19 protein-coding genes are annotated in these 22,916 nt (G+C 44.4%); 15 read left to right on the forward strand and 4 right to left on the reverse strand.

The window, feature by feature from the left end; translation table 11 throughout:
* Positions 1-29 precede the first annotated feature (29 nt).
* Together CA600_RS24380 and CA600_RS24385 are read left to right on the forward strand one after the other, a co-directional pair.
* Complete coding sequence (locus tag CA600_RS24380) at positions 30-1,808, forward strand: SulP family inorganic anion transporter (protein WP_094873570.1); 1,779 nt, start codon at positions 30-32, stop codon at positions 1,806-1,808.
* Positions 1,809-1,995: 187 nt separating this feature from the next.
* Positions 1,996-2,697 carry a DUF1361 domain-containing protein gene (locus CA600_RS24385; RefSeq protein ID WP_094873572.1) on the forward strand — a complete coding sequence of 234 codons (702 nt, stop codon included), beginning with the start codon at positions 1,996-1,998 and terminating at the stop codon, positions 2,695-2,697.
* On the opposite strand, the gene CA600_RS24390 is transcribed toward CA600_RS24385, so the two are convergent.
* Positions 2,694-3,011 (reverse strand): MGMT family protein, encoded by a 318-nt coding sequence (locus CA600_RS24390; RefSeq protein ID WP_042184593.1) that lies wholly within the window; start codon positions 3,009-3,011, stop codon positions 2,694-2,696. The genes CA600_RS24385 and CA600_RS24390 overlap by 4 nt on opposite strands.
* Positions 3,012-3,232: 221 nt before the next feature.
* On the opposite strand from CA600_RS24390, the gene CA600_RS24395 reads away from it, so the two are divergent.
* The 10 genes from CA600_RS24395 to galU all read left to right on the forward strand — a co-directional run bounded on the left by CA600_RS24395 (position 3,233) and on the right by galU (position 14,076).
* Complete coding sequence (locus CA600_RS24395; protein WP_094873574.1) at positions 3,233-4,783, forward strand: spore germination protein; 1,551 nt, start codon at positions 3,233-3,235, stop codon at positions 4,781-4,783.
* The gene (locus tag CA600_RS24400; RefSeq protein ID WP_094873576.1) at positions 4,780-5,934 is read left to right on the forward strand and encodes a Ger(x)C family spore germination protein; all 1,155 of its coding nucleotides are present in this window, start codon (positions 4,780-4,782) and stop codon (positions 5,932-5,934) included. The genes CA600_RS24395 and CA600_RS24400 overlap by 4 nt, the downstream gene beginning before the upstream one ends.
* Positions 5,935-6,173: 239 nt before the next feature.
* A complete protein-coding gene (locus tag CA600_RS24410; RefSeq protein WP_094873578.1) occupies positions 6,174-7,280 on the forward strand; it encodes a GerAB/ArcD/ProY family transporter in 1,107 nt (368 codons plus the stop codon).
* A 124-nt stretch (positions 7,281-7,404) separates the two neighbouring features.
* The gene (locus tag CA600_RS24415) at positions 7,405-8,031 is read left to right on the forward strand and encodes a hypothetical protein (RefSeq protein WP_094873581.1); all 627 of its coding nucleotides are present in this window, start codon (positions 7,405-7,407) and stop codon (positions 8,029-8,031) included.
* Positions 8,032-8,050: 19 nt separating this feature from the next.
* Entirely contained in the window at positions 8,051-8,347 is a 297-nt protein-coding gene (locus tag CA600_RS24420) for an antibiotic biosynthesis monooxygenase family protein (RefSeq protein ID WP_094873583.1), read from the forward strand.
* 14 nt (positions 8,348-8,361) lie between these two features.
* Positions 8,362-9,180, forward strand: coding sequence for a phosphotransferase family protein (locus CA600_RS24425; RefSeq protein WP_094873585.1), 819 nt, complete (start codon positions 8,362-8,364; stop codon positions 9,178-9,180).
* Positions 9,181-9,206: 26 nt separating this feature from the next.
* Complete coding sequence (locus CA600_RS24430; RefSeq protein WP_094873587.1) at positions 9,207-9,752, forward strand: DUF1697 domain-containing protein; 546 nt, start codon at positions 9,207-9,209, stop codon at positions 9,750-9,752.
* A gap of 194 nt (positions 9,753-9,946) precedes the next feature.
* On the forward strand, positions 9,947-12,085 hold the full coding sequence (locus tag CA600_RS24435; RefSeq protein ID WP_094873589.1) for an ArnT family glycosyltransferase: 2,139 nt from the start codon (positions 9,947-9,949) through the stop codon (positions 12,083-12,085).
* Between the two features lie 78 nt (positions 12,086-12,163).
* The gene (locus CA600_RS24440) at positions 12,164-13,144 is read left to right on the forward strand and encodes a glycosyltransferase family 2 protein (RefSeq protein WP_094873591.1); all 981 of its coding nucleotides are present in this window, start codon (positions 12,164-12,166) and stop codon (positions 13,142-13,144) included.
* Positions 13,145-13,164: 20 nt separating this feature from the next.
* Positions 13,165-14,076, forward strand: a complete 912-nt coding sequence (gene galU, locus CA600_RS24445; RefSeq protein ID WP_094873593.1) for a UTP--glucose-1-phosphate uridylyltransferase GalU — start codon at positions 13,165-13,167, stop codon at positions 14,074-14,076.
* Positions 14,077-14,449: 373 nt separating this feature from the next.
* On the opposite strand, the gene CA600_RS24450 is transcribed toward galU, so the two are convergent.
* The 3 genes from CA600_RS24450 to CA600_RS24460 all read right to left on the reverse strand — a co-directional run bounded on the left by CA600_RS24450 (position 14,450) and on the right by CA600_RS24460 (position 17,428).
* Complete coding sequence (locus tag CA600_RS24450) at positions 14,450-15,016, reverse strand: FAD-dependent oxidoreductase (protein ID WP_042184618.1); 567 nt, start codon at positions 15,014-15,016, stop codon at positions 14,450-14,452.
* 148 nt (positions 15,017-15,164) lie between these two features.
* Positions 15,165-16,748, reverse strand: coding sequence for a sensor histidine kinase (locus CA600_RS24455; protein WP_094873595.1), 1,584 nt, complete (start codon positions 16,746-16,748; stop codon positions 15,165-15,167).
* The gene (locus CA600_RS24460) at positions 16,745-17,428 is read right to left on the reverse strand and encodes a response regulator transcription factor (protein ID WP_076116779.1); all 684 of its coding nucleotides are present in this window, start codon (positions 17,426-17,428) and stop codon (positions 16,745-16,747) included. The genes CA600_RS24455 and CA600_RS24460 overlap by 4 nt, the downstream gene beginning before the upstream one ends.
* Positions 17,429-17,892: 464 nt before the next feature.
* Here CA600_RS24460 and CA600_RS24465 point away from each other — a divergent pair, with 464 nt between their 5' ends.
* From CA600_RS24465 to CA600_RS24475, 3 genes are all read left to right on the forward strand, one after another.
* Positions 17,893-19,056: a glucose-1-phosphate adenylyltransferase gene (locus CA600_RS24465; RefSeq protein ID WP_094873597.1), complete on the forward strand. Its 1,164-nt coding sequence runs from the start codon at positions 17,893-17,895 to the stop codon at positions 19,054-19,056.
* 122 nt (positions 19,057-19,178) lie between these two features.
* The gene (gene glgD / locus CA600_RS24470) at positions 19,179-20,282 is read left to right on the forward strand and encodes a glucose-1-phosphate adenylyltransferase subunit GlgD (RefSeq protein ID WP_094873599.1); all 1,104 of its coding nucleotides are present in this window, start codon (positions 19,179-19,181) and stop codon (positions 20,280-20,282) included.
* Positions 20,283-20,379: 97 nt separating this feature from the next.
* The gene (locus tag CA600_RS24475; protein WP_094873601.1) at positions 20,380-22,812 is read left to right on the forward strand and encodes a glycogen/starch/alpha-glucan phosphorylase; all 2,433 of its coding nucleotides are present in this window, start codon (positions 20,380-20,382) and stop codon (positions 22,810-22,812) included.
* The last annotated feature ends 104 nt before the right edge of the window (positions 22,813-22,916 follow it).

Genomic DNA, 22,916 nt, shown 5'->3' on the forward strand with positions numbered 1-22,916 from the left:
CAGATATTTAAAGAAAAGAAGGTTTGATCATGACAGGGTGGGGCCGATATAAAGGCTACAACATGAATGCATTTCGTAAGGATTTGATTTCGGGAACAATCGTTGGTGTGATTGCCATTCCTTTGGGGATGGCATTTGCTATTGCATCCGGAGTGAAACCCGAGTATGGCATTTACACGACAATCGTTGCCGGAATATGTATTTCATTGTTCGGAGGATCAAAATTTCAGATTGGTGGACCGACAGGTGCTTTTATTCCTATCTTGTTTGCCATTGCGATGGAGTATGGCTATGAGAACTTGCTTATTGCTGGGATGATGGCAGGGGTTATTCTAGTTCTCATGGGATTATTAAAGCTGGGTGTATTGATTAAGTTTATTCCGAGACCAGTAACGATTGGTTTCACAGCAGGGATAGCGGTCATTATCTTCACCGGGCAGATTGCAAATTTCCTTGGATTAAGGAATATAGAACGGCATGAGAGCTTTGTAAATAACATGAAAGAAATAGGGCTTCATCTATCGAGGATGAATGGATACAGTATCCTGACCGCCGTGATTTGTCTTGCCGTCGTTATCCTAGCGATTCGATTCGCGCCGAAGGTGCCTGGATCATTGGTAGGTCTTCTGTGCGCGACTGTGATTGCTGCGTTATTCTTTAGCGGTAAAGTGACTACGATTGGCTCTGCTTACGGAGATATCCCTAATACCTTACCAAGCTTTCGATTTCCGGACATTACTTGGGAACGAATTACCCTGCTCATTCGTCCGGCATTTATCATTGCAATGCTAGGTGCTATTGAGTCATTGTTATCCGCTGTTGTAGCGGATGGAATGACAGGCAGCCGCCATAATAGTAACCGAGAGTTGATCGGTCAGGGAATCGCTAATATTGCTGCTCCCTTGTTCGGAGGCATACCAGCGACAGGAGCAATTGCTAGAACAGCGACGAACATCAAGAGTGGCGCTGTTTCTCCGATCTCGGGGATCGTTCACGGTGTTGTGGTGTTTCTAATTCTCCTGTTGCTCGCACCCTATGCTTCCAGTATTCCTTTAGCTGCGATGGCACCTATCTTAATGGTAGTAGCTTGGAATATGAGTGAGCGCAAAGAGTTCCTTCATCTGCTTAAGATCAAGACCGGCGATTCCTTGGTATTATTCATCACCTTCTTGTTAACGATATTTGCAGATTTAACGCTGGCTGTAGAGGTGGGATTAATTCTTGCGGTTATTCTGTTTGTGAAACGAATGGGAGAGGTTCATTTGGTAGCCAAAGTACTGCCTGATCCGAAGTCCGTTAAGGTAGAGGCACATATGGTTACGGAGAGTCATGATTGTCCGCAAATTGGAATTTACACGGTAGAAGGTCCGCTCTTTTTTGGCGCTGCTTATCGATTCGATGACACTATGCCAAGCTATGGTTCAGATCAGCCTAGAATTATATTAATGCGGATGGGAAAAGTACCTTTCATGGATACTACCGGAGAATCCAATTTAGCAGAGCTGGTGCGGCATTTACAAGCCGTTGGAGGGAAGCTTATGATCTCAGGTATTCAGCCACAGCCGCTTGAGCTACTCAAGAGAACTGGACTGTATAGTACCATAGGAGAGGCTCAGTTTTATCCGCGCACCGGGGAAGCAATTAATGACGCACTTAACAGCATCGATTACAGCAAGTGTATTGGATGTAGCCATGCCGCTTTTAGGGAGTGTACAGCGTTCTCCAGCCTGGAAGAGGCGGGAAGTATGCGCGGTCTGAAAGGGCGTAAGAACCCTGTAATTGCACCTGAACTAAATAGTGGTCTTTGAGTTAAATAGATAAGAGTCAGCCCGGACGTTTCTGCGTCCGGTTTTTTCTATTTAAATATAAGAAAGTATAAGTTTCACACTATACATTAGCCTTATATTTCCCGCAGATTGGACTTGAGAATGCCAAATTTGTACAATTGGGTATAAGTTAAATGTAAACTATCTCGATAAGGGAGAATATAAGCTCATGAAGGAATTGAATTATCCGAAGGTGTTTATGCTCTTGGCAGGTCTGTCTGTGGCGACATTGGCCGTATATCGTGTAGTGTCACTACAGACGGATTCGTTTTATGCATTTTTACTCTGGAATTTATTCCTGGCTTGGATTCCGTTCCTGTTCTCTATGGCTGCTTATGAACTGGATAAAAGGAAGATAGGTGGCTTGCTGCTTGTTCCGCTAGGCATCGCTTGGCTGCTGTTCTTTCCGAACGCGCCTTATCTCATGACGGATCTGGTGCATCTAACGATAAGAAAAAGCAGATATATCGTGGATGGCACCATTCAGAATCGGTATTGGTATGATCTGACTACCCTCTTATTGTTCACTTGGAGCGGCTGGTTGACTGGATTCTTCTCTTTATACCAGTTTCAGACGGTTGTTTACCGCAAAAGCAGCCTGCTCTTCTCTTGGATATTCGTACTCGCAGCATGTGTACTTGGGGGGTATGGGGTCCTGCTTGGCAGAGTCTACAGGCTGAATAGCTGGGACGTACTGACGGACCGGCATCAGTTGTACCAACTGGTTATGGACAGCTTGAATCGACAGTCGGTATTTTTTAGCTTGTTCATTGCGTTCGTATTGCTGGTTATCTACGCTACGATGTACTGTTTGCTAAATGGTCTTGGAACCAGTGAAAAAGGAAGGAACGCCAAGCGCATACGTGGTTAATCCATAAATTCCGGATCAAATTGGTATTGCTTCAGATCTACCACACCTTTTTCATTAAAAATAATCCCTTCCTCCTGCAAATAAAGCTTCTGGAGGGAGTTGGATTCATCTTCAGTCAAGGCGATCATTCCTTTGGCGTTGATAACCCGATGCCAGGGAAGTTTATATTTTCTACTCATGGAGTGGAGGATACGAACCACCTGCCTTGCGCCTCTTGGGCTTCCTGCCGCACGAGCAACGCCTCCGTAAGTCATCACTTTTCCTTCAGGTATAGATTGTATGATACGAATCACTTGTTCTGTAAATGGTGTCATAGAGAGCTCCTATCTCTTGTTTTCATCAAATTATACCAGATGACCCCTACAATCATAAACATTCAACATGCCGCTGATAAAGCGGCTTTTTTTTATTTTAACGGATGGAGTTTACTCTCCTTTGCAAAGAAGTTGATCCCTTTTCAGTATAATTTTGGCGGATAGTATTTAGTGAGATGGGGGATAATTTCTAGGAAACTATTGTGACAGGAGTGACTACTGTGGAGAAAAAGGCAGCAGATGGTAACCGCAAAGATTCTCAACAAAATACGACCTCTGAGCAGACTCCGAGTACGTCACTAGATGAAATGATGAATCTGTTTCGGCAAATATTCAAGGATGATGGAACACTTAGGATAAGGGTGCTAAATAATATCCATAGTGACGGCATCCGCTGCGGATTAGTCTATGTAGACGGAATGGTAGACAGGGAAATGATCCAGTACGGGGTGATAAAGCCTCTAATGGATTTTGATTTTACGGCAATGGATAGCGGGAATACAGCCGAAATGATGGAGAAAATTCGGACGCTGGTAATTAACATTAGCGATGTGGTTTGCTCTACGAGTTTGGATGAGATGGTTAGCGCGGTCGTAGCTGGAAAAACATTATTTCTGCTGGATGGCTTTGCTGGTGCGCTTAACATTAGTGCGCAGGGGTGGGAAACGAAGGCCATCGCGGAGCCTGTGACGGAAAAAAGTGTCAAGGGTCCACGAGAAGGTTTTACAGAGTCGCTGCTTGTGAACTTGACGCTCATTCGGCGAAGAGTGCAGAGTCCGGACTTAAAGTTGATTTATGGTCAAGTCGGGACTCGCTCCAAAACACAAACCTGTATTTGTTATATGGAAGGCTTGGCCTCACCAGAGGTTATTAAAGAGCTGCAGAACCGAATTCAGCAGGTAGACATAGATGTTGTATTGGATACGTCTATTCTTTCGGAGCTTATTCGAGATGAACCCTTTTCACCCTTTGAAATGACGGGAAGCACAGAACGTCCTGATTCTGTAGTAAGCAAAATTATGGAGGGTAGAGTTGCCTTATTAATGGAAGGCAGTCCTTATGCAATGACAGTGCCCTATATGTTTGTGGAGAATTTTCAGGCCAGTTCTGATTATTATATTAACTATTACTTTGGTTCGTTTAACCGAATGATAAGGGTACTTGGAGCCTTCTTGTCTATTAGTATTCCTGCTTTGTACGTGGCTTTGGTTACTTATAGCCAGGAAATGTTGCCTACCATGTTGTTGCTTAGTATTTCAACATCGAGAGTAGCCGTTCCCTTTCCAACTGTAGTGGAGGTCTTGTTCATGCTAACGATATTTGAAATTCTGCGCGAGGCAGGAGAACGAATACCGACCTACATTGGACAGGCGATTAGTATCGTAGGTGCGCTTGTGTTGGGTCAGGCGGCTGTGGAAGCGAGGATAGTTAGCGCGCCTATGATTATTGTTGTGGGTTTAACCGGAATTATGGCTTTGCTTAACCCTAGGCTGACGGGTCCTTTAATCGTAGTAAGGTCGTTGCTGCTGTTCGCCACCTTTTTCCTGGGGTTATATGGGTATTTTTTAGGCGTGATCGGTTTAGTTATTCATTTGATGAGTTTACGTTCCTTTGGAGTTCAATACATGCTTGGAGTAGGTTCTATTCGCCCGCAGGATATTAAGGATACAGCTATAAGGGCGCCGTGGTGGCATATGTATCTGCGTCCAGCGATGATTGGTGCCCGTAACCGAAAGAGAAAAGCGACAAATAAAGTAAGGAATCGGTCATGAAAAAAATCAAAAAAGGGTTGCTAGCTTGTATATCGCTATTACTTCTGGTCAGTATCTTGGGCTGTTGGGATTACGCTGAAATTGAAGACAGGGCGGTTGTAGCAGGCATTGGCATCGATAAAGATTCTGACGGGAAGCTATTAGCAACGGTCGAAATCGTGGATACGAAAGAGGGGATGAAGTCTAGTCAAGCGGGATATAAAATGGTTAGTCTTTCAGGTAAAACGTTGTTTGAAATTGTGCGAGGCATGATTTCAATCACGGGAAAAAAATTATTCTGGAGCCATTCCAAGGCGATCATTATCAGTGAGGAGGTAGCGAAGGAAGGGGTTGTAAAGGTGATTGATTGGTACAACAGAGATACAGAAACTCGGTCGGATGTATATGTGTTTGTTTCTAAAGAGAAGACGGCTCAGGAAGTAATTAATTTGAACAGCTCAACAGAAACTATTATGTCTTATGGTCTTGCTCAGCAGATGGCAATTGAACAAAATGTGAGTACGGCTCCGGTTGTGGAAATTTGGGACTTCATTGAAAAGCTTGAAACGCCGGGGGATTGTGCTATAGCTCCTCTTATTTATATTCACGAAAAGAATGGTCAGAAGAATCCGCGTGTTAGTGGAACAGCTATTTTCAAAATGGACAAAATGATTGGCAAGCTGAGTGGCGAAGAGACCAAGTATATGTTGTTTGTTAAAGATAATATTAAGGGAGGGGTGTTAACCGTGAATAACGAAGAGGGAACCCCCGACTTTACACTTGAAATTTTCTCTAATAAAACAAAAGTAAAGCCTGTTTGGGTAAACGGTAAGCTCCAATTACAGATAAATACGTTCACACATACCGGGCTTGATGAGGTAATGACTACTGAAGGATTCACTAGTCTGAATAGTAAGAATGTTATAGAAAAGCGTGCCGCTAAGGAATTACAGAAGAATATTCTCTCTGTAATTAAAAAGGTACAGCAGGATTATCATTCCGATATTTTTGGATTCGGAGAGATTATCTTTGAGAATATGCCTAAGACCTGGACCGAGCTAGATAAAGATTGGGAGCGGGAATTCTCTGATCTAGAAGTGGTTGTAAATTCAACAGTAATTATTGAGAGCAGTGCTCAAAACTCAAGATCTATCCAGATCCATCAAGAATAGGTGATTAAATTGGCTGTTATCGTTGTGTTAATCTACTTTTTTGTTGTATTGATGGATCCTTACGGACTATTAAAGCAAGGGATGAAACGGGATTTTTATGTGTGTTGTACACTATGTCTGTTTTCTTTCTGTATTGCTTTTGCATTGGCCATGAAATGGCAGCTTCCTAGTCCTTCGCCTTTAATTGTAAGCTGGATCAGCAAGTTATTTTAGTTACAAGTCTAAGAGGAGATTTAAGCATGAAAAAAGAGATCATACCCGCAGGGCATTCTATAAGTATTGTTGTTCTATTTATTATTGGGACTTCACTATTCATGGGACTTCCGGGGAAATCGGGCAACAGTAGCTGGATTGCTCTACTTTTTGCCATATCGTTAACGGTTCCCCTGCTGTTTATATACGCGAGATTTCATGTGCTTTTTCCGGCGAGGGATCTATTTGATATCTTGATCACCGTATTTGGATCTATCTTTGGAAGAGTAGTTTCTTGTATGTATATATGGTACGCGCTGCATATGGGGGCCCTCGTTCTAAGGAATTTTGGGGAATTTAGTAAAACAGTGGCTTTGACTGAGACCCCTATGATTGCACCCATGTTATGTATCGGACTGTTATGTATCTGGGTGGTTAAGGCAGGAATTGAGGTGATTGGACGATGTGCTAAACTATTTCTACTGCTGCTTTTAGCTGAGGTGCTGTTTATTGAAATCTTAGCGATTCCCAAGTTTAAGTATCACTATTTGAAGCCTTTTCTTGACAGTGGATGGTCACCGATATTTGCAGATACATTTGGATCATTTACGTTTCCTTTTGCTGAAATTGTTCTTTTTATGGGAGTATTTAGTCATTTACCGGCAAAAGACTCAGCCAAAAAGATTCTGCTAAGCGGATTACTGATTTCTGGTGGAGTGATTTTACTCGTTTCACTGCGGAATTTGCTGATTCTCAATCCTGATATTGTTCAAAGCTTATACTTTCCCTCTTATGTAGCAGTTAGTCGGATTAATATCGGGGATTTTTTGACCCGAATGGAGGCATCATCCGCACTTGGATTTGTAATCACCATATTCATAAAGGCCAGCTTATGTTTATATGTGGCTAGTGTTGGAGTAGCTAAGTTATTCAAACTGAAGAGTTACCGATCCGTTGTGCTTCAGCTGGGATTGATTATGGTTTATTTCTCTCGGTTTATCTTCAAGGATATTATGGAGATGCAGCATTTTGCCTATACTATTTATCCAATATATGCGCTTCCTTTTCAGGTGATTATTCCGTTGATATTGTGGATTTGTGCTGAAATTAAGGTTAGTAAAAGTAAACATAAGCAGGTGGCATCACAGCAATAGACCTACTTTCGAACATTCCTGATCTCTAGTAAAGATTAGGAATTCTTTGATTTTAAAACTAAACATAAGTTAGCTATAATGATAGATATATAGAATGGTTGTTTTAGAAAAGAGGGAAACAGGTATGAACGTCAGCAACATCATTATGTCCTCTTATTGGGGTAGAGAGGTTAGACATAAATATATTACTCAAGGATCTAAGACACTGGCTGTTATTTTTCCAGGTAAAAATTACTCGGCTGAACGCCCTCTGCTAGATTATGCGGCCAAAGCTGCTCGGGAACATAATTGCGATGTCCTGCTGCTTGAATATGGCTACCAGAGTGCTAGAGTAGGTTTTAAGCGTGATGAAATGATTATTCTCATTCAGGAATGTAAGGCGGCCATCGCATCTCTTCCTGATTACAAAAAGATTCTATTCATTAGCAAAAGCGTGGGTTCGGTCATAGCAGGGAGAATTGCAGAAGAGCTGGAAATACAGAAAAAGACGTCTCATCTATATATAACACCATTACCTGAGGCGATCCCTTTGATACAGCAGAGTCGTGGGACTGTAATTTATGGCGGAAGCGACCCTTTATTTAGCGAACAGCTATCTGGTGAAATTAGTGGGCTTCATCATTTAAAAGTGTATAGAATCGATGATGCTAATCATAGCCTTGAGGTAGAGCAGGTCAATGAGTCACTAGCCATTCTGCTTGTTATTATTAATTTTTATCATGAATTTTTCCGTGATGCTTTAAATACATAACCTTTGGAGGATGCTGATTATGATTTTGGAAGCTGCGATGCTGCAAGTGAAGTCTGGTTTTACTACTGAATTTGAAAAAAGCTTCAAGGAGGCCTCAAGCTTAATTTCTTCGATCGAAGGCTACATAGGGCATGAATTGCAGCATTGCTTGGAGGATGATCATAAATATCTTCTGCTTGTGAAGTGGAGAATGCTTGAAGATCACACCATAGGATTCAGAGAATCCAGCCAGTATCAGGAATGGAAAGCGCTGCTTCACCATTACTACGATCCATTTCCGGTTGTTGAGCATTTTACCCGCATTAATCTGGACTAAATGGAGGCTGCTGAATGAAGGCGAAGCTTGTTGGGAAAGGCAGAACAGCGGAGATCTGGCAGCATGATGATCAGAGGATTATTAAATTGTACCTGGCGGATGTTTCAGAGCAGAATATTAGCCGAGAATATAAGATCAGCCAGTTTGTGCACTCGCAGGGCGTCCGGACACCGCAGCCCTTTGAACTAATTTCTGAACAGAGTCGACAAGGAATCGTTTTTCAACAAATTCAAGGTCCCTCCCTGCTAAAAGTGATGGGTGAGAAGCCTTGGAAAGTTACCCATTATGCCAGAATGATGGCGGGACTTCACTGTGATTTGCATAAGCTTGAACCTACAGAAGAAATTGGACAGCAGAAGGATATGTTGAAGTGGAATATTATGGGGGCTCCAATGCTTAGTGAAGATGAGAAGTCAGCCATCCTGAGCTATCTGGAGAAGTTACCACAAGGAACCCATTTATGTCATGGAGATTTCCATCCTGACAATGTGCTTATGGATGACCAGCTCTGGGTAATCGACTGGATGACAGGTGTGGCGGGAGAACCAGCGGCCGATGCTGCTCGATCTGTAGTGATGTTCAGTATGGGAGCCATGCCCCCTGGAGCCTCTGCCTTATCGAGAATGATGATAGGTTTTATTAGAAAGAAATTAACCAAGGGATACATTCGGGAGTATCTCCGTTTATCAGGTCTCGCCTATGAGGACATAGACCGCTGGATTTTGCCAATCGCTGCCGCGCGTCTGGTGGAAGGACTTCCGCCACCGGAGAAGGAGCTTCTGGTAAAAGAAGTGCGTAAACGTCTGCAGACCTTAACCGTGGGACTACCTTGATCCTGACTAGAAACGGAGTGTGCTCCATGACTATCTATATTGCGCTGCTGCGTGGCATTAACGTCGGCGGCCACAAAATCATTAAGATGCAGGATCTGAAGACAATGTTGCAGTCCCTTGGTTTTCACAATGTACGAACGTATATTCAGAGCGGCAATGTAGTGTTTGAAAGTGATGAGGAATCGGAGAGTCTCCTTAGCGGAGTCATTGAACGCCAGATTCATGAGGTTTTTGGTTTTGAGGTCTCTGTTATGATTCGTACACTGGCTGAGATGGAGGAAGTAATCACTAATAATCCCTTTCAGCTGACCGACCCAGAGGCGTTCAAAAGATGGTATGTTTCTTTTCTGCCAGCAGTGCCTTCAGCTGAAGCACTAGATAAGCTGCGTATTTATGAGGAAGGACCGGATAAACTGCGTTTTTCCGGCAGAGAGATGTACGTGTTATATGAGATCAGCGTGAGCCAATCGCCGCTTTTTAAGGTTTCTTTTGACAAAATATTAGGTATGTCTGTTACAGCACGTAACTGGAATACAGTGAATAAGCTCGTTGCTATGGGCAGGATGGAATAGTCAATTTTAAAAACAGAAAGGCTCCACATTGTGGGGTCTTTTTTGCGTTCTGGGGGCCTTGTATATTCAGCAAACATTCAGCTTGGACTCATTGAGAGTTAAGGTAAGGGTGAAATAATACACCTACAGAAAGATTGAACCGGGGGCACAGAACTGCCGGAATACAGATGATCAAAGGATAGGAGTGGATGGAGATGAGCAGGGTCAAAAAAATAAGCTCGGATCTTATATTGTGGCTCATTTTATTACTTGCCGCTTTTTTGTACGGGTATGGAGTTTGGAATGACCACTATGTGAATACATACTACACCACCGCGGTGGGAAGTATGCTGCAGAGCTTTCATAATTTCTTCTTCGCTTCACTGGACTCCGCGGGTTCAGTAACGGTAGATAAACCACCAGTTACCTTTTGGATTCAGACACTTAGCGCGCTTATCTTCGGGCTGCACGGTTGGAGTGTGATTTTGCCACAGGCACTTGGCGGCGTGGGCTCCGTGTTACTTGTATACCTGCTGGTGAAGCCTACCTTTGGCAGAGCGGCAGCACGTATAGCAGCTCTAGTCATGGCGACTACTCCGGTAGCAGCGGCAGTCAGCCGGACGAACAATATTGATGCACTGCTTGTATTCACCCTTCTGCTCGCGGCATGGTTTCTATTTAAAGGGACGAAGAGCAACAAGATGGGCAGCCTTCTTACCGCATTTGCGTTAATCGGTGTTGGTTTTAACGAGAAGATGCTACAGGCGTACATGGTTCTACCGGCTTTTTATTTCTTTTATGTCTTAGCTGCCAAAGTGAACTGGAAGCGGAAGACGGGAGTATTGGCCGCCTCCACAGCAATTTTGCTTGTAGTCTCCTTATCCTGGGCAGTGATCGTGGATTCGATTCCCGCCAGCAAACGGCCTTATATCGGCAGCAGTGGTACCAATTCAGTGCTGAATCTTGCTTTTGGGTATAATGGCGTGGCCCGATTAACGGGGGATCGCGGGGCAGGTGGTGGTGGCGGTGGAATGCCAGGAATGAATGGCGGCGAGATGCCGAACATGAATGGTGAAATGCCAGCTATGAATGGCGAGATGCCCAACATGAACGGGTCAGGCAGTAATAGTGGCGCTGATGGCGGACGTGCAGCATTTTCGGACCGGCAAGGCACAAATTCGACCTCGAATAGCCAGACTGGTGACGATGATGGAGGTGCACCAGGTCAGCCTCCTAGTGGAACAGACAGTCAAGGTCGGCAATTTGGTGGCGAGGACGGCGGGCGAGGAAATCGCGGCGGCATGAACGGCGGTGGAAGCGGAGGCGGAATGTTCAATACAGGAACAGCAGGTCCACTGCGCCTGTTCCAATCGGAGCTGTCAGGTCAAGCTAGCTGGATGCTGCCTTTCGTATTGCTAGGCATCATTGGATTATTCGCCAATCTGCGGAGAAAGAACTTTAACCAAGCTCATAAAGAGGCTCTCTTCTGGTTAGCGTGGCTGGTGCCCGTTATGGGATTCTTCAGTATCGCAGGATTCTTCCATCAATATTATCTGGTGATGATGGCTCCACCAGTTGCAGCATTAGTCGGTGCAGGATGGTCGAAGCTGTGGACGCTATATCGGGAGCACTCTGGTTGGCTGTCTTGGCTATTGCCTGCCGCAACGCTGGTTACAGCAGGGTTCCAGTGGTACATTGTTCATCCTTATAACGATACGATTGGCAGTGGCTGGTCCATTGGGATTTTAGCTGCAGGCATAGTGGTTTCGCTGGTCCTGGTAGTTCTTAAAGGCTTAAAAAAATCCTTTATTTATACGACAGCGACAGGTATTGCAGCCGTATTAGTATTGTTAGTTGGGCCGCTTTACTGGGCAGCTACTCCCATAACTTATGGTTTAAACAGTCAAACCCCTGAGGCAGGCCCGAGCAGTAGTGAGGGTAGAGGGGGAATGGGCGGCAGTCCAAGCAATTTTGGACGTAATAGCGCCGCAAGTGCGAATGAGAGTCTGTTGTCCTATCTGGAGGAGAACAATACTGGGGAGCCTTATCTTTTTGCTACATTGGATTATGGCACAGCAGCTCCATATATCGTTGACAAGGGTACCTCGGTTGTTATTTTGAACGGATTTTCTAACTCAGACACCGTGTATACCCCAGATACCCTAAAGGCGTTCGTAGAGAGCGGAAAGGTGAAGTACTTCCTGATCAATAGCGGTGGTATGGGTGGTGGACGCGGGGGAAGCTCCGAGTTGACGACGTGGATCACAGAGAATGGTACAGAAGTTCCAGCAGCCGATTGGGCAGGAAGCGATGGAGGAAACAGCGGGACATTATACAAGGTCACTGTAAACTAGGCGGATGTTAATCATATGAAGCGTGTTATGAGATAGATCAGGCACGCTTCATTATTCAAATTTAAGGAGGAGCTGCTCATGAGTACCCACGTGCGCTATTCCATTATTATACCGATGTTTAACGAAGAGGCGGTCATTCAAGAGACGTATCGACGTATCAAAAAAGTAATGGGCCTAACTAATGAAGTGTATGAGCTGATCTTTGTGAATGACGGCAGCACAGATAATTGCGCCCAGATGATTGAGGAATATAGCTACTGGGATGAGAGTGTGAAGCTGATCGACTTGTCTCGTAACTTTGGACATCAGATCGCTATTACTGCCGGAATGGATTACGCCCTAGGGGATGCAGTTGTCATTATTGATGCCGATTTACAAGATCCGCCGGAACTGATTCTGGACATGATTGCGGAATGGAAGCAGGGGTATGAAGTTGTATATGCCAAAAGGATAAAGCGCAACGGAGAATCCTTATTCAAAAAGTGGACGGCCAGCCTCTTTTATAGAGTGCTACGTTATTCAACCGATATTTCAATACCTGTCGATACGGGGGATTTTCGCCTCATCGATCGTAAAGTCTGTGAGGAGCTCAAACGCCTGCCGGAGAAAAATCGATTCGTACGCGGTCTGGTCAGCTGGGTCGGTTTTCGGCAAAAAGCCATTGAATATGAACGCGATGAACGTCTGGCGGGAGAAACAAAATATCCGCTGAAACGGATGATTAAGCTCTCTCTGGATGGAATTACTTCCTTCTCTTATAAGCCGCTGAAGCTGGCAGGATACCTTGGCGCGTTGCTGTCGGCCTCTGGTTTTCTATATCTGATGTATGTGCTATATCTGGTGATTTTTACGGATTCAGTCGTTAAGGGCTGGGCATCGATGATCGGAATCACACTGACCTTTAATGGTTTTGTGCTCATTATGTTAGGGATTCTGGGTGAGTATGTCGGTCGGATTTATGATGAGACCAAGGGACGTCCGCTCTATATTGTTCAGGAGTTCTATGAAGGCAAGAAGCAGCAGGATGCTCGTGAGCAGCAAGCTCTACACAATCGATAAATACAAGGGAGGGAGTCGTTGTGAAGATTAGAAAAGCGGTTATTCCCGCCGCGGGTTTAGGCACTCGTTTCCTGCCTGCAACTAAGGCTCAGCCCAAGGAAATGCTGCCCATTGTGGATAAGCCGGCGATTCAATATATCGTAGAAGAAGCTGTTCGATCCGGCATTGAAAGTATCATTATCGTGACGGGGCGTAACAAGAAATCGATTGAAGATCATTTCGATAAATCAGTGGAATTGGAACAGATGCTTTTGGAAAAAGGAAAAGAGGAGCTGCTTCGTGAAGTCCAAGCGATTAGCGAACTGGCCAGCATTCATTACATTCGGCAAAAAGAGCCGCTAGGACTAGGTCACGCCATCCTTTGTGCGGAACAGTTCGTTGGCGATGAGCCGTTCGCTGTTCTGCTCGGTGACGATATCATGGTCTCGGAGGACCCGGCGCTACTGCAAATGATGCAATTGTATGAACAAGAAGAGAAGACCATCGTCGGTGTTCAGCAGGTACCACGGCAGGAGGTTCATAAATACGGAATTATTTCATCTAGCGGTTCACTACAAGGCGTCCATGAAGTTAAAGGTTTGGTGGAGAAGCCCTCACCGGATAGGGCACCTTCAGAGCATGCGATTATGGGACGTTACATTTTGGAGTCTTCGATATTTTCAGTGCTGGCTAACCTTGAACGGGGAGCAGGTGGTGAATATCAACTGACTGATGCATTGCATGAGGTATGCCGTACTGAAGGTCTGCTAGCGCTGGATTTGATCGGCAGACGTTATGATATTGGTGATAAATTCGGCTACATTCAGGCTACGCTGGAGGTCGGATTGATGCGGGAGGAGTTGCGTCCATTACTGGTTCCGTATTTGCAAAAGCTTGCTGCTAGTCTGAAGGAAAGTGAAGAAGTGAGGGTGTTACCTTGGGGTTCACGCTAGTGATTGAAGGAGACTGTACCAAACGATCCTAACATCGTCTTCGGCGGCGGTGGGATGATGTTTGGGGCAGTTTTTTTGCGCGTGGGGCGTTTACAGGGCAGTTGGGGATGAACAAATAAGCGCACTTTATGCAATTAAAAAGCGCATCAGACTGCTATATATCGACCTAGTTGCACTTGATACACTTATTTCCTCATAATCCAATGGAAATACTCTTTCCATCTGTTTTTGTTGCATAAACTGCACTTAAAAGAGTCATAGAGGGGCTAAGGTATGAAATAACTGCACCAAGTACAGTTATTTTTTGCGATATAAAAAATCCGGAGGACAGATTCCTAAGAATCGTCTCCGGATCTATATTTTCAATCATTGATTAAGCCTTTAGCACATCATGATCAACATAACGCGCGCCATTTAGCTCGCTAATCACATTAATGGCTACCTTCGCGCCATCGCCTGCCGTAATAATGGCATGTACACTTACTCCGGCAACGGTACCTGCAGCCCAAATGCCTTCAATATTTGTTTTACCTTCTGGATTAACAGCGACTACTGTTTTGATTCTTGGTTCTGTACCATCCTTAGTTTCCACACCTGCTTTGGCGGCTAGATCGGTAAGGGCGCCTGTTGCTAGAATAACATGTTTGGCTTCATAAATGATTCCGTCTTCAGTTTCAATGACGAATCCATTGCCGCTGGAAGTGAGGTTAATCGCTTGTTCTGCTACCAGCTCAGCGCCAAATTTGACGGCTTGCTTATGTCCGGTTTCTACGAGATCAGGACCGCCTACTTCGGAAATTCCATAAAAATTTTCAAACCATCCTCTACGGGTCATGCCTTTATCATTGTCGATCAGCAGCGTTTTTTTGCCCGCCTTGGCGGCGAACAGGGCTGCGCTTGCACCGGCAGGACCGGCTCCAATTACGGCGATTTCGTACATTTTTTTGACCTCCTAAAAGTTTTGTGGAGCAAAACTCGCTTCGAAAGCATAGGCTTAAGTTTTGCGGAGCGACGCTCCTTAGAATGGACAACGTAGTAAAACTACTTCGTAAGCATGGGCTTAAGCCTATCATCTATTATAACGACTATTACTCTCTCTTGGCTAATCCTTCCTCGCAAGGAAGGGTAACTCTGAACGTTGTTCCCTCACCGAGGGTGCTGCTTACAATAATCTTGCCCTGATGTGCCTCTACGATAGACTTGGTAATAGAAAGGCCGAGTCCAGATCCACCATATTTTCGTGTACGAGAGGAATCGCTGCGGTAGAAGCGATCGAAGATATGTGGGATATGCTCTGGAGAAATCCCGCAGCCGTTGTCTTGCACCGTTAGAATGGCCTCATTTCCCCTAGCATATAAAGAGAGATGAATGGTGCCAGATTCTGCATCCGTATGCTGAACCGCATTGTGGAACAGATTCAGAATCACCTGTTTGATTTTATTGGGTTCATATTTACCCTGGATGCCATACGAGATATCAAAAGTAACCTTGCGCTGATCCGCTAACAAGAGCAGATGCGGCTTCATTTCGGATATGACCTCACCGAGCAGTAGATTCGTCATCCGCAGTTGAGGGGCGCCGTCCATCCGAGCGAGCAGCAGTAAATCCTCCACCAGCTTATTAATCCGTTTCGATTCGCCATGCATGCTTCGCAATGAATTGTATAACTGTTCTTTATTATCCGCAGCGCCTCGCAGTAAGACCTCTAGAAAGCCATGGATCGAGGTCAGCGGTGTTCGCAGCTCGTGAGAAGCGTCGGCAGCGAAGCGGCGCATTTGTTCCTTGGCTTCCCGTTCATTATGAAAGGATATTTCGAGACGCTCGAGCATACCATTGAATGAATGAGCCAGCTTGTCGATCTCAGTCTGGCCTTGGTTCATTGGAAATCGGATATCCAGATTACCGGCATCAATGATCTCGGCGGACTCTCCCATATTTGACAGAGGGACCAGCGTCTTTCGAAGGGCAGGCAAGTATAGGAAGAAGCCAGCCAATAAAGCAATCACTGACAAGCCTGCGTATATCATCAATTGCTGTAAGATTACATCCGTAAGAGGTCCGGTATTCACACTCATTTGGAGTAGCAATCGAGTATTTCCAGGTCTATAGAGATTCACAAATATAGCCAGATGTTCAGTGCCGTCATCGGCCTCTACGAGCTTATAGTTTCCTGTTGCTCTATCCGTGATATGAGTGAGCAGATTATTGTATTGTTCATTCGTTAATCTAGGCGCGGCTGAATCAGATAAAGTCATTTGCTGTAAGTCTCGGAAGGTGCCATCCGCGCTATAAATAGCGAGTGTTGTATGGGCATCCAGCAGGAGTGGACGCCTATTTTCACCGGTTCTTTGACCATTTGGAATTTTATTCTCGCCGTTTCTTTCCCCCGGCAAATTGCCATTAAACTCGGTGTTTCCCTCATTTGGAGTTGTGGTGTCCTCGTCATAGGAATTGAAAAAGTTGAAAAACATTTCACGGGGAACAGAACGTATTTGCGCTTCCATAGACTCTGCTCTATTGCTATATATGAAATCCCGCATGAGTATATATTGTAATACTCCGATTAGCAGCAGCAATCCTGATAGAATGAGCAGCGAAATGGCTAGCAACTGCTTACGCAGAGAACGTGGTGCAGGCAGCTTACGAAACCATTTAAAGATGCGCTTACTCATAGATCTACCCGGTAGCCTGCTCCCCGCAGGGTACGGATAATACGGTGCTCCTTATCCCCTAGCTTCTCGCGAAGTGAACGGATATAGACCTCAACGATATTTTCCTCACCACCAAAGTCATAGCCCCACACTTTATCAAGAATCATGGGTTTACTTAGTACAAGGCCGTGATTAATAACGAGATACTGTAATAACTCGTATTCCGTGGGGGAGAGTTCAAGGACTTCTTCCTTGAAGCGAATTTCTTTTCTACGGCTATCAATTCGGAATGGACCGCAGCGCACCTCGCCGAGCAGACCTGGAAATTGATTGCGTAGCCGCGCTTGAATTCGGGCAAGCAATTCGTCGAAGCTGAAGGGCTTGACCATATAATCGTCAGCGCCAATAGTGAGACCCTTGACTCGATCGTCCACTTCATCCTTTGCAGTTAGCATAATAACGGCTAGTTCCGTCTCTTCTGAGCGAAGGTAATGACATAACTCGAATCCATCCATGCCAGGCATCATGACATCTAGGATGGCTACATGTGGCTTGAACTCAGCAGCTACCGAGATGGCTGTGATCCCATCGGGTGCGGTTCTGACTTCAAATCCTTCGTTAAGGAGACCCAGCTCCAGAAATTGTAGTATATGAGGCTCATCATCTACTAGCAGTAGTCGAACGCCTTGAGCTGCTTTCATCATAGGTACCTCCAAATCAGTGATAGATAGCTACATTATGACATATCCGGTTGAAAGTTTGCTGAAGATCCGTCCCTTTGCTTTACGTGTAAAGGAGTCTTTTCTTATTTCATGATGTTTCAAAGGGGTTAATTTAGTTATAAGTAATATTAATGTGTTTAATAACAAACAAGGTTAAAAAATCCGGATTTTCGAAAATGTGATAAAGGGTTTTGACGGCGGATATAGAACACTTTACAATAAGGATAATCTCCTGATTTTTGGTGAAAGTTACCCATTTTAGGGAAGATTATTCGACCGTGTTATATTTCCTTCCACGTTTTTCTCGTCTTTGTCCATCTTCCTATCAAGGCTCATTTCTTTCAAGTGTATTTCTTGTTCATTCACTTCTTTTTGGAACTTCTGTTCATTCAACCTGTGCTTGCTGAACTTCATATTACCCATAAGTCAAGGGAGGCTTTTCCATGAAGAAAAAAGAAATGGTAGCCATGCTATTGGCTGGAGGCCAAGGCAAAAGATTGAAAGGTTTAACCAAATCGCTTGCCAAGCCCGCTGTTTATTTTGGAGGGACCTATCGGATCATCGATTTCCCTTTAAGTAACTGCTCCAATTCAGGTATTGATACAGTGGGTGTGCTGACTCAATATGAGCCACTCATACTGCATTCTTACATCGGAGTAGGCAGCGATTGGGATTTGAACCGTAAGAACGGCGGGGTATTCGTGTTGCCACCGCATGAACGTGAGAATGGAAGCAGTTGGTACCGGGGAACAGCAGATGCGATTTATCGGAATCTTAAGTTTGTGGATCAGTTTGATCCAGAGCATGTTCTTATTCTATCCGGAGATCACATTTATAAAATGGATTATCACGCTATGCTTCAATACCACAAGGAAAGAAACGCTGATTGCACAATTTCTGTCATTGACGTTCCGCTGGAGGAAGCAAGCCGATTTGGAATTTTGAATACCGAGGAAGATCTAAAAATTTACGAATTTGAGGAAAAGCCCGCTCAGCCAAAAAGTACATTAGCTTCTATGGGGGTGTATATCTTCAAATGGGAGGTTCTCCGCAAGCATCTACTGGAGGATGGAGAGAATGTAGGATCCTCCCACGATTTCGGCAAGGATATCATTCCTTTAATGCTGGAGGACGGAAACTCCTTATTTGCTTACCCTTTTGAAGGATACTGGAGAGATGTAGGTACAGTAACTAGCTTATGGGAAGCGAATATGGATTTGCTGAGCGATACCCCGCCACTTAATCTAAATGATCCCAGCTGGCGCATTTTTACACGTAATCCGAATCAACCTGCCCAATATGTCGCCCCTGGGGCGAAAGTGTCAGGCTGCATTATTAATGAGGGCTGCATTGTGCACGGAGAAGTGAATCACTCGGTTCTCTTTTATGGTGTAGAAGTGGGTGAGGGAAGTGTAATTACGGACTCCGTGATTATGCCTAAGGTCAAGATTGGCAAAAATGTACGTATTCATAAAGCGATTATTAGTGAGAATACGGTAATCGACGATTATATGGAAATAGGCATCGAACGGGAGAATGAGAATGAAATTCTGCTGATCGACAACAAAAGCAAAAAACGTAAATCAGCTGTAGCCAAAACCATATAATCAAGCTAAAACGCCTTTGGCGTCCTTCTAGGGACGGTAAGCGTTTATGCGAGATTTATAAGGATAAAGTATATCGTGAAACTTATACTTTCTTATAAATTATAAGAGGACGGTGGATTCCGATGAAGCAACTCATGGGTGTAATTAATCTGGATCATGAACTTGACAAACTAAATGAACTCACTTATTTCCGCTGTGGTGCAGCCGTACCTTTTGCAAGTCGTTATCGGTTGATTGATTTCGTGCTTTCTAATATGATGCGTGCAGACCTGGAGAGCGTTGGCCTGTTCGTCCGCCGTAAATACCGTTCTCTAATGGACCATTTGGGTGACGGAAAATCTTGGGATATGAACCGCAAGCATGGAGGATTATTCATTTTGCCTCCAGACTGGAACGATCCTACGGATACTTCTCTCGGGGACTTACAGCATTATCATAACAATCTGGATCTTTTTAAACGGGGATCTGCTAAATATATCGTGTTTTCCGGCAGCCAGCATATCAATACAATTGATCTTCAGGATTTGTACAGTTACCATCTGGAGAAGGGTGCCGACGTTACAGTAGTGTATAAAAAGATTGAAGAACTGCAGCCAGAACATGATCTATGCCAGCGTATTGAAGTAGACGAAGAGAATAAGGTAACTAATATCCATCATGAGAAAGACCATCCTAATTTATATCTGGATATCTTCATTATGGAGAAAAAACTGTTCTTGGAGCAGGTGGAGCATTGCATTGCGCATGGAGAGAGTTATTTTTTCCGTGATGTGATTCAGAAGAACCGACATAAATTTAATATCGCCGCATACGAATATCATGGCTATCATGCCGTAATTAATTCATTAGAGAGTTATTATAAGAACAGTTTGGAACTGCTCCAGCAGGAGAATTACTTCAGTTTGTTCAAAGAAAGCCCGGTACAGACGAAGATTAAATATGAGGCTCCAACAAGGTACTTGGAAAGTGCTAATGTCAGTAATTCGTTGGTGGCGAATGGCTGCATTATAGCTGGAACGGTAGAGAATAGCGTGATCTTTCGTGGGGTCCAGGTGCGTAAGGGAGCGAAGATCATCAACTCAGTAATTATGCAAAAGTGCGTCATCGAAGAAAATGCGGTCATTGAGAATGTAATTATGGATAAAGACGTACATTTGAGTAAGAATCGAATTCTCGTTGGAGATAGCAAACGTCCATTCGTCATCGCCAAGAGCAGCAAGATCTAACGACTGGATTAGATGCACAAAGCAGTATTAACCTGTCTGATCTAATGGCACAGTCTGCTGCACTTCTAATAAAAGCATTTGTCAGGAGGACCTACTGTTGTTTAACGATAAAGAATCTTTCAAACAGGTATTCCGTGAGACCCTCATTGGTAAATTAGGTAAACCGCTTGAGGAAGCCTCGAATGCCGATGTCTATAAAATACTGGGCAACATGATTCGTGAGAACGCCGGAAAAAATTGGGCGGAAACGAACCAGAAATATAAGCTCGATAAAGATAAGCAGGTTTATTATTTTTCAATGGAGTTCTTGATCGGTAGGCTTTTAGGGAACAATCTGCTGAATATGGGTGTACTGGAAGTAGTACGTGAAGGTTTAGCGGACCTTGGCTTTTGCTTGCAGGATATAGAGGAGGAGGAGTCGGACGCTGGGTTAGGGAATGGAGGTCTCGGTCGTTTGGCTGCCTGCTTTCTGGACTCACTCGCTTCCCTGCAATATGCGGGACATGGCTGTGGTATACGGTATAAATATGGCCTGTTCGAGCAGAAGATCGTTGATGGGTATCAAGTAGAGCTTCCTGATTATTGGCTGCAGAATGATAATGTTTGGGAAGTGCGCCGCGAAGACAAGCAGGTTGAAGTTAGGTTCTGGGGGACTATTGAGACCCGCGAAGAGAACGGACGGCTCGTATTTGAGCATACGCAATATGAGGCTGTTCGTGCAGTGCCTTATGATGTCCCTATCATTGGTGCAGATCGCCGGCATGTGAATACACTGCGGAACTGGAGTGCAGAATCCATTACCCAGCCCTCTAGAACCTTTGGTTCTTTTGCCGGGACGGATTATCATAAGTTTCTGGAGTATAAGCGTTCGGTAGAATCCATTTCGGAGTTCCTGTACCCAGATGACTCTCAATACGAAGGCAAGCTGCTTCGACTGAAGCAGCAGTATTTTCTCTGTAGTGCGGGGCTGCAAAGTATTCTGCGTACCTATGCCAAGCTTGGGATTCCTATAGAATCGCTGCCTGACAAGGTTGCTCTTCATATTAATGATACACATCCAACGCTGGTGATTCCTGAATTGATGAGGATTTTGATGGATGTACATGGTTTAGGATGGGATGAGGCATGGAGTATCACGACGCGTATGGTCTCTTATACTAATCACACTATTCTGAGCGAAGCGCTTGAGAAATGGCCTATTCAAATGGTTAGGGAGCTACTGCCACGTATTTTTCTTATCATTGAAGAGATCAATGCGCGCTTCTGTGGCGAGCTTATGAGTCGTTATCCGGGGGATCAGGATCGAATTGCGCAGATGGCGATTATTCATGATGATCAGGTTCGGATGGCTCATCTGGCGATTGTAGCGAGCCATAGTGTCAATGGAGTCGCGGCGCTGCATACAGAAATATTAATGAAGCGCGAGATGCGGCTTTTTAATGAAATGTATCCACACCGGTTTAATAATAAGACGAACGGAATTACCCATCGGCGATGGTTACTGCATGCCAATCCGGACCTGGCTAATTTGATCAATCAATCGATAGGGACCCGTTGGGTGAGCCATCCTCAAGAAATGATTGGCTTGATTAAATATTGTGAGGATGCTTCCTTCCAGGAACAAGTAGCAAGTATTAAGCGCCAGAATAAGCTTCGTCTTGCAGAGTACATCTACAGCAAGCATTCTGTACATGTCGATCCTGACTCTATCTTTGATGTACAGGTGAAACGTCTGCATGCCTACAAGCGCCAGTTGCTTAATATTTTGCATATTCTTCATTTGTACAATCAAATCAAAGATAATCCTTCGATGGATATGGTTCCACGCACGTTTATATTCGGAGCAAAGGCAGCGCCAAGTTATCATCTGGCGAAGCGGATTATCAAACTGATTAATACAGTTGCGGAGGTAGTCAATAAAGATCCGGATGTTAAAGGGAAGATTCGTATCTTTTTCCTTGAAAATTATTCGGTATCCCTAGCAGAAAAGATCATTCCTGCAGCGGACATCAGTGAGCAGATTTCTACAGCCAGCAAAGAAGCATCCGGTACCGGGAATATGAAGTTTATGATGAACGGTGCATTGACGGTAGGGACGATGGATGGCGCAAATGTGGAAATGCATGAAATGGTGGGAGACAACAATATGTTCCTGTTCGGACTTCGCGCGGAGCAGGTCATGGATTACTACCAGCATGGCGGTTATCATGCGCGTGATATTTACAACGGGGATAGTCGTGTGAAGGAAGTGCTGGATCAGTTAATCAAACCAGGACCTATATGTTGTCACGCTACGGAGTTTGAGAGTATCTTCCACTCTCTTCTGGATAATAACGATGAGTTTTTTGTCCTGAAGGATTTCGCCAGTTACGTTGAGACGCACGTCGAAATTGATCGGGCATACCGCAACCGGCAAGAATGGCTGAAGAAGTCCATTATTAATATTGGTCATTCCGGTAAATTCTCCAGCGATAACACAATTAGTCGCTATGCAGCTGAGATTTGGAACATTAGTCCAGTTCGACTGTAGGATCAACATAAAAGGCTGTCTTATAAGTAGGTAACCCCTACAAATAAGACAGCCTTTTTTAAAATATAAGACATAAAGTATAAGTTTCACACCATACTTTATGT

The organism is Paenibacillus sp. VTT E-133280 (genome assembly GCF_002264385.1).
In the GTDB taxonomy this organism is placed as follows: Bacteria; Bacillota; Bacilli; order Paenibacillales; family Paenibacillaceae; genus Paenibacillus_AQ; species Paenibacillus_AQ nitricinens.

Excerpts from the sequence above, each read along its gene's own strand:
- CA600_RS24390 (WP_042184593.1), bottom strand. The coding sequence starts at position 3,011 with ATGACACCATTTACAGAACAAGTGATTCGTATCATACAATCTATACCT.
- CA600_RS24460 (WP_076116779.1), bottom strand. The coding sequence starts at position 17,428 with ATGAAAGCAGCTCAAGGCGTTCGACTACTGCTAGTAGATGATGAGCCT.
- CA600_RS24425 (WP_094873585.1), top strand. The coding sequence starts at position 8,362 with ATGAAGGCGAAGCTTGTTGGGAAAGGCAGAACAGCGGAGATCTGGCAG.
- CA600_RS24420 (WP_094873583.1), top strand. The coding sequence starts at position 8,051 with ATGATTTTGGAAGCTGCGATGCTGCAAGTGAAGTCTGGTTTTACTACT.
- CA600_RS24385 (WP_094873572.1), top strand. The coding sequence starts at position 1,996 with ATGAAGGAATTGAATTATCCGAAGGTGTTTATGCTCTTGGCAGGTCTG.
- CA600_RS24410 (WP_094873578.1), top strand. The coding sequence starts at position 6,174 with ATGAAAAAAGAGATCATACCCGCAGGGCATTCTATAAGTATTGTTGTT.
- CA600_RS24450 (WP_042184618.1), bottom strand. The coding sequence starts at position 15,016 with ATGTACGAAATCGCCGTAATTGGAGCCGGTCCTGCCGGTGCAAGCGCA.
- glgD (WP_094873599.1), top strand. The coding sequence starts at position 19,179 with ATGAAGCAACTCATGGGTGTAATTAATCTGGATCATGAACTTGACAAA.
- CA600_RS24455 (WP_094873595.1), bottom strand. The coding sequence starts at position 16,748 with ATGAGTAAGCGCATCTTTAAATGGTTTCGTAAGCTGCCTGCACCACGT.
- CA600_RS24435 (WP_094873589.1), top strand. The coding sequence starts at position 9,947 with ATGAGCAGGGTCAAAAAAATAAGCTCGGATCTTATATTGTGGCTCATT.
- CA600_RS24380 (WP_094873570.1), top strand. The coding sequence starts at position 30 with ATGACAGGGTGGGGCCGATATAAAGGCTACAACATGAATGCATTTCGT.
- CA600_RS24415 (WP_094873581.1), top strand. The coding sequence starts at position 7,405 with ATGAACGTCAGCAACATCATTATGTCCTCTTATTGGGGTAGAGAGGTT.
- CA600_RS24430 (WP_094873587.1), top strand. The coding sequence starts at position 9,207 with ATGACTATCTATATTGCGCTGCTGCGTGGCATTAACGTCGGCGGCCAC.
- CA600_RS24400 (WP_094873576.1), top strand. The coding sequence starts at position 4,780 with ATGAAAAAAATCAAAAAAGGGTTGCTAGCTTGTATATCGCTATTACTT.
- CA600_RS24440 (WP_094873591.1), top strand. The coding sequence starts at position 12,164 with ATGAGTACCCACGTGCGCTATTCCATTATTATACCGATGTTTAACGAA.
- CA600_RS24465 (WP_094873597.1), top strand. The coding sequence starts at position 17,893 with ATGAAGAAAAAAGAAATGGTAGCCATGCTATTGGCTGGAGGCCAAGGC.